Source organism: Candidatus Binatia bacterium (genome assembly GCA_036382395.1).
Taxonomy (GTDB): Bacteria; Desulfobacterota; Binatia; order HRBIN30; family HRBIN30; genus JAGDMS01.
The window spans coordinates 1-6,065 of the sequence record DASVHW010000174.1 but is presented as its reverse complement, the minus strand read 5'-3'; the positions used below and the strand labels follow the sequence as shown (position 1 = coordinate 6,065).

Annotated in this window: 7 protein-coding genes; 5 read left to right on the top strand and 2 right to left on the bottom strand. The window is 64.2% G+C overall.

Going from position 1 to position 6,065, the window contains the following annotated elements; genetic code table 11:
• The coding region (locus VF515_08030) for an LLM class flavin-dependent oxidoreductase (protein ID HEX7407581.1) at positions 1–398 on the bottom strand (398 nt) is incomplete at its 3' end.
• Positions 399–423: 25 nt separating this feature from the next.
• The gene (locus VF515_08025; protein ID HEX7407580.1) at positions 424–1,641 is read right to left on the bottom strand and encodes a tetratricopeptide repeat protein; all 1,218 of its coding nucleotides are present in this window, start codon (positions 1,639–1,641) and stop codon (positions 424–426) included.
• 376 nt (positions 1,642–2,017) lie between these two features.
• Here VF515_08025 and VF515_08020 point away from each other — a divergent pair, with 376 nt between their 5' ends.
• The 5 genes from VF515_08020 to VF515_08000 form a co-directional block, all read left to right on the top strand.
• Positions 2,018–2,596, top strand: coding sequence for a hypothetical protein (locus VF515_08020; protein ID HEX7407579.1), 579 nt, complete (start codon positions 2,018–2,020; stop codon positions 2,594–2,596).
• Between the two features lie 83 nt (positions 2,597–2,679).
• Positions 2,680–3,402 carry a methyltransferase gene (locus VF515_08015; protein ID HEX7407578.1) on the top strand — a complete coding sequence of 241 codons (723 nt, stop codon included), beginning with the start codon at positions 2,680–2,682 and terminating at the stop codon, positions 3,400–3,402.
• A 290-nt stretch (positions 3,403–3,692) separates the two neighbouring features.
• Positions 3,693–4,367, top strand: a complete 675-nt coding sequence (locus VF515_08010) for a TetR/AcrR family transcriptional regulator (GenBank protein ID HEX7407577.1) — start codon at positions 3,693–3,695, stop codon at positions 4,365–4,367.
• A 2-nt stretch (positions 4,368–4,369) separates the two neighbouring features.
• Positions 4,370–5,479, top strand: a complete 1,110-nt coding sequence (locus tag VF515_08005; protein ID HEX7407576.1) for an acyl-CoA dehydrogenase family protein — start codon at positions 4,370–4,372, stop codon at positions 5,477–5,479.
• Positions 5,480–5,509: 30 nt separating this feature from the next.
• Positions 5,510–6,065: acyl-CoA dehydrogenase family protein (locus tag VF515_08000; protein ID HEX7407575.1), on the top strand; the 556-nt coding region annotated here is incomplete at its 3' end.

The following is a 6,065-nucleotide window of genomic DNA, read 5'->3' as shown; positions in this document are numbered from 1 at the left end:
TCCATTTGCCGAATCCGGGTGGCGGCCGCGGGGAACTCGTAGCCGTAGCCGGCGAATTCCTCCTGGTGCCAGCCGGCGCCGTAGCCGAACTCCAGGCGGCCACCGCTCAAGACGTCGAGCGTCGCCGCCATCTTCGCCAGTAATGCCGGTGGCCGGTAGCCGTTGCACAAGACCAGCGTGCCGACACGGATCGAGGAGGTCGCGCCGGCCAGCACGCTCATCAGCGTCCAGGGCTCGAGAATGGTGACGTTGTCGGCAACGGGGAAGTGATAGAAGTGATCGTACAACCACAGGGAGTGATAACCGAGCTGCTCCGCCGCTTGCGCGATCTCCCGCAGCTCGCCGAAGTCGGTGCTGTCCTGCGGGAGGCGTAGACCAAAGCGTAGTGTTCCGCTCATACCCGCGCCTCGGCTGCAGCCGGCGTCATTCCGTGATCGTGCTCATGACCTTGCCGCTGGCGTTGTCGACCAACTCGACACGCGCGGCCTGCGTCACCTTGTGCGCTTCCTTTTGCGTCTTGATTGTTGCCTTCACGCGATCGGCAAACGTGCCGACCATTTCCGCCGGCATCTGATCCATGGGGAAGTCGCGCAGGTAGACCTTGGCGCTCTCCGGTCCCTGCCACTCGATTCGATCGAGTTTCGGACCGAGGATGGGATGCTGATGGAAGAATGCCTCCATCCCCGCTTGGAAGGTAGCGGCAACGGGCGCCGAGGCGCCTGCCGCGGCGCTTTCAGAGCCGCCTCCCATGGCCGGCGGAGCGCCCATTGCCGGTGCCTCGCCGCTGGCTGGCTGCCGTGGCGGCATGCCTGTCAGCTGGGCCAGCACCTCATCCACCTGGCCACGGGTCCGATCGTCCTTGGCTAGCGGACGGGACTTCTCCAGTGCCTCGATCGCCTTGTCGTTCTGCCCCGCCTTGTTGTACGCGATGGCGAGATTGAACTGTGCCTGGAAGAATGAGGGGTCGTGCTTCATCACCGCCTGGAACTGCTGGATCGCCTGATCCATGTTGCCGGCGGTGAGCAACATGGTGCCGAGATCGGTTTGCACATCAGGGTCGTCGGGCTTGAGCTTCAGATAGCGTTGATAAAAATCGATTGCGACGTCGTGGTGTTGCTGATCGAACGCGATGTTGCCCAGGCTGCGCAGCACGTCGGTGTCTTCAGGGTGGCGCTCGAGGACATGCCGATAGGTCCCATCCGCTTCGGCCAGATAGCTCGGATCGATCTCGCTGGCGCGGTACTGCACATCGGCCAAATGCTTCCAGGTGTCGAGGTCATCCGGTGCGGCCGCGGCTTTCTTCGACATCTCGCGGATCGCCTGCTTCACCTCTTCCGGAATGGCAATGGGTGGATGCCCCTCGGGCAGTTTGCCGGCGGCTTCACCCGGACCGGCGGCATTCGATTCACCACGCCGTGGCACTGAAGGGGCCGTTTTGGGACTGAGGGAGCCAATGAGTACGACGCCGCCCAGAACCGCCACCACTGCCACCACGACGAATAGAGGCGCGTAGCGCTGCAACGAGGCGGAGGAACGACCGCGAGACACCGAAGCGCCGCCCTGGCGCTCGCCACACTCCACGCAGAAGCTCGAATTTGCCAGCAGCTTGGCGCCGCACTTGGAACAGAATTGACTGGCCATTTACAAACCTAGTTCGAAGTTGAGAGTCAACTGTTGAAGGATCCCACGCCACCCCGTCACGGCTTCACCGCATCAAGTGCAATCCTTGATAACGATTAGCCAGCCGGACTGCAATCTCGGAGCGATCTGGTGCCGTAGTCGCAGTGACATCCCCGACTTTTACCCCGTCGAATATTCTCAGCAGGACTGCCGTCTGTAGAGTTCGTGATTCGATGAAGGCGCCGTTCATACGGGCGAGGTCGGGAAACGCTATCGCCGCGACGCTAGCAATGTTCAGGTCCAGCCGCCAGCGCAAGCAGTAACTTGCGGCTGGCTGCTGTTTCGTGGCGGAATCAGATATAGTCGGGTGGAATCTGCTCGGTTAGGAGAGGAAAACATGCGGTACGTCATGGTTGCGGTAAGTGGGGTGCTCTTGGGTGCGGCGGTGTTCTCCTCATGCACCTGTCACCAACAGGTTGGCCAGCCCCCGGATTCCTTCCAGGAGCCGCCGAGTGGTTTTCACGCGTCGGGTCAGAAGATCACGCCCCAGATGCGGGTGGAGGTGCCGACTGCCACCCCAGCGGCGCGAGTTGCCGCGACGCAGCCGGAACTTGCCCGGGCTGCTGCCACCCCGACACCGCCGGCAGAGGTGCCCGCGGATTTTCCCAAGGACGTGCCCATCTATAAGGATGCTGCCCTCGCGCGCGTGCAGGACCTCGCCAACAATGCGCACAACGTCATCTTCACTACCGCCGCGCCGGTGGCGGAGGTCTTCAGTTTCTACCAGGGCAAGATGACCGGGGCTGGTTGGAAGATCGCGGAGCAGTTCTCACGCTCCGGTCACGCCTACATGAAGTTTGAAAAGGGGAGCATGGTGGCGAATCTGACCGTCGCGGAAGACGTGCAAAATCCCGGCAAGCAAATCATTGCGATCATGTACGAAGAGGTGCAGCCGCTGCCGTTCGACGATTTCTGAGCCAGCCGCTTTGCCGCCGCTCGCTACGGGCATGCCGGGCATAGGGCCGACCTGCCTTCCGCTGGCGTGAGATCCGGATTCCCTTGAGCGCTCGACTGCTTGAACCCCTTGCCCCTTCGACCGTCGGTGGCTACCCCGTCGGTCCGGTCACCTTCGCGTGCGGTGGTCTGCGGGTGCGGCTCCTCATGATCAAGCGGTTGGAGGACTACGTTGACACCGAAGCGCTGTTGCGTGATCCGCAGGCGCCCGAACCGCCGTACTGGGCACACGTTTGGCCCGGCAGTCGCTACCTGGCGCGGGTGATGGCCCAGAACGACTGTGCCGGGCGGCCGGTCGTGGACATCGGCTGCGGGCTCGGTCTGGCGGGCATTGTCGCGGCCCTGCGTGGAGCGCGGGTGACCATGATCGATGCTGCTTCTGAGGGTGTTCGCTTTGCCCGAGCGAATGCCGAGTTGAACGGCCTCCTCCCTGGCCCGCCTCCGTTCGCAGAGGGGCTCACCCAGGCGGGAAGCGTCGCGGTGGTGCGGGGCGACATCCGCAGCCCGGGCCTGCGCGGCCGCTTCGATTACTGCTTGGCGGCAGACGTCACCTACGATCCAGCCTTGCAGACTGCCGTGGCGGTATTTCTGGCGGAACACCTGAGCCCGACCGGGCGTGCATGGTGCGCGGAGTCAGTGCGGACCTTCGACCACGGCTTCCACCACGCCTGCGAAGCGCGCGGGCTGCGAGCCATCGAGAGCGGGGTGCGTGAGCTGGACGAGCAAGGCGAAGTGCCGGTGCGCGTGACGGAAGTGCGCTGGCCCTGAGAGCGAAACGCCTTTGACAGGCAGCTGACAAACAGACGAGCGAGGCCGAGCCTCGGACCGGAGGGTCGGCCCCGCGCTGTACGGTAACGGCCCGTTGCAGTTTCTGACCTGCAATCCGGCGTACAGTTCGCGCCCCCTGGCCAAGTCACTCGGCGACCGCGTGGATATCTGGAGCGCGACCTGCAGCGTCGCCGTTCCGCTCTGAGCGGCCGATCACGGTCCCGTGTTTGAAACAAGGGGGCTGAGCGCCGACCATTGACTCCGTCCAGCCAACATACTAAACGTTCAGTATGTCTGGTGAACGGCCCGGACGCGGTGAGTCGCGCCGGGACTTGATGGACGTCGCCATCGATTGCTTCGCGCGCTACGGCTTCCAAGCCACGTCCATCGACCGCATCGCGAAAGCCGCCGGCGTCACCAAGGGCGCGCTGTACTACCACTTCAAGGACAAGGAAGATTTGCTGTTCGCGGCGGTGACCAAGCGCCTCGGGCAGTTCGAACGTCGGGTTGCCGCCGATCTGGCGCTGGTGTTGGACGCGCCGACGGCGCTGCGCGAAGTGGCGCGGGTGTGCCTCGATCACGCCACCAAGAGCAATCACCGTCGGCTGATCGTCACGCTGATGGTCGAGGCGATCGACACCAATCCGCGTCTGGCGGCGGAGTTCCGGGCCATGATGCAGCGTTTCCGCGCGTTTCTGGAGAGCATCGTCCGGCGCGGGCAGAAGGCGGGCCAGTTCCGCGCCGACGTGGATCCCGCCGTCGCCGCCGAGGTGTATGCCGGTGCCATCATGGGTGCCGAGATCCAGTACTACCAGGATCCCAAGAAGTTCGATCTGGCGGCGACGATTGCCGCCTTCGTCGAGCAGTACATTGGTTGGTTGTCGAGCCGAGCGGCGCCTACACACACGCTACGCCGGCCGGCCGCCAGCCGGGCGGTTGCCAAGCAAGGAGCAAGGAGGAAATAGCTATGGTCAGTTTCCAACCCAGTGAAGAACAACAGCTCATTCGCGACACGGTCGCCGCTTTTGCGCAGGAGCAAATTCGGCCGCGTGCGCACCCGGCCGATGAGAGCGGTCAGATTCCAAGCGACGTCATCCAGCAGGGCTGGGAGCTCGGCCTGGTCCAGAGCGCTATCCCGGAGGCCCACGGCGGCGCGGGCGACACGCACTCGGCGCTGACCGGCGCCTTGGTGGCCGAAGAGCTGGCGTGGGGTGATCTGTCGATCGCGCTGCACCTGCTGGCGCCGCGGCTGGTGGCCTATCCGGTCATGGAGATGGGTACGCCGCAGCAAAAGGAGCGCATCCTTGCCGCCTATGCGGGTGAGAAGTTCTGCGCTGGGTCTGCCGCAGTCGTGGAGCCACGCTTCGACTTCGACCTCGCCGAGTTGAGCGCCACCGCCAAGCGCAGCAATGGATCGTACGTGCTGAACGGATCCAAGTGCTTCGTGCCGCTTGGTGCTGAGGCGGCGCACGTGCTGGTCTACGCGCGCACGGACGGACGCGAGGGGTACGAGAGCGTCGGTGGATTCCTGCTCGACAAGGGCACGCCCGGGCTCAAGATCGTCGAGCGCGAGAAAAACATGGGTCTCAAAGCGTTGGAGACCAATGAGATCGTGCTGGAGAATTGCCGCGTGCCGGCGGAGAACCGGCTTGGTGGCGACAAGGGCTGCGATTTCGCCAAGCTGATGGACTACTCGCGTGTCGGCCTGGCGGCGATGGCCGTCGGCGTGGCGCGCGCCGCCTACGAGTACGCCCGCGAGTACGCCAAGGAGCGCCGCGCCTTCGGGGTGGCCATCGCCCAGAAGCAGGTGATCGCCTTCATGCTCGCCGAGATGGCGCTCGAGATCGATGCGACGCGACTGCTGACCTGGGAGGCGGCCTGGAAGCTCGACAAAGGCGAGGACGCCACGCGCGAGGCGTATCTGGCCAAGAACTACGCCGCCAACATGGTCCTGAAGGTCACGGACAACGCCGTCCAGGTCCTCGGCGGACACGGCTACATCCGCGAGCATCCGGTCGAGCTGTGGCTGCGCAACGGCCGCGGTTTCGCCACCTTCGAAGGCCTGGTGATGCTGTAAAGGGTCCGGACGATACACAAGGAGACGACAATGATCGATTTCGAAATTTCTCCCGAGATTGAAAACACGAGGCAGATGATCCACATGGTTGCGGAGCAAGCCATGCGACCGATCTCGCGCGAGTACGACGAACGCGAGCACGAGAAACCGTGGGACTTCCTCAATATGATGTGGAACGCGTCCCGCTCGCAGAGCGCGGTCACTTTCGGCGGCGGTAGAGAGAAAAAGGCCGGCCCGTCGATCCGGCACATGACGTCGGCCGTGACCATCGAAGAGCTGTCGTGGGGCGATGCCGGGCTGTACTTGTCCATCCCTAACCCGGGACTGGGCGGCGCCGCGGTGGCCGCCGCCGGCACCCCGGAGCAGCGCGAGCGCTTCCTCGAGCGCTTCAAGGATGGCGAACCGAAGTGGGCCGCCATGGCGATCACTGAGCCGGGCTGTGGTTCCGACTCCGCCGCCATCACCTCGACCGCGGTGCGCGACGGCGATTATTGGGTGCTGAACGGCACCAAGATTTTCGTCACCAGCGGTCTCATGGCGGCCGAAAAATCCGACGGCTTCGTGGTCGTGTGGGCGACGGTGGACA

What these genes read in the sequence shown, in the direction of transcription:
- VF515_08025 (HEX7407580.1), bottom strand. Translation starts at nt 1,641, where the DNA reads ATGGCCAGTCAATTCTGTTCCAAGTGCGGCGCCAAGCTGCTGGCAAAT.
- VF515_08020 (HEX7407579.1), top strand. Translation starts at nt 2,018, where the DNA reads ATGCGGTACGTCATGGTTGCGGTAAGTGGGGTGCTCTTGGGTGCGGCG.
- VF515_08010 (HEX7407577.1), top strand. Translation starts at nt 3,693, where the DNA reads ATGTCTGGTGAACGGCCCGGACGCGGTGAGTCGCGCCGGGACTTGATG.
- VF515_08005 (HEX7407576.1), top strand. Translation starts at nt 4,370, where the DNA reads ATGGTCAGTTTCCAACCCAGTGAAGAACAACAGCTCATTCGCGACACG.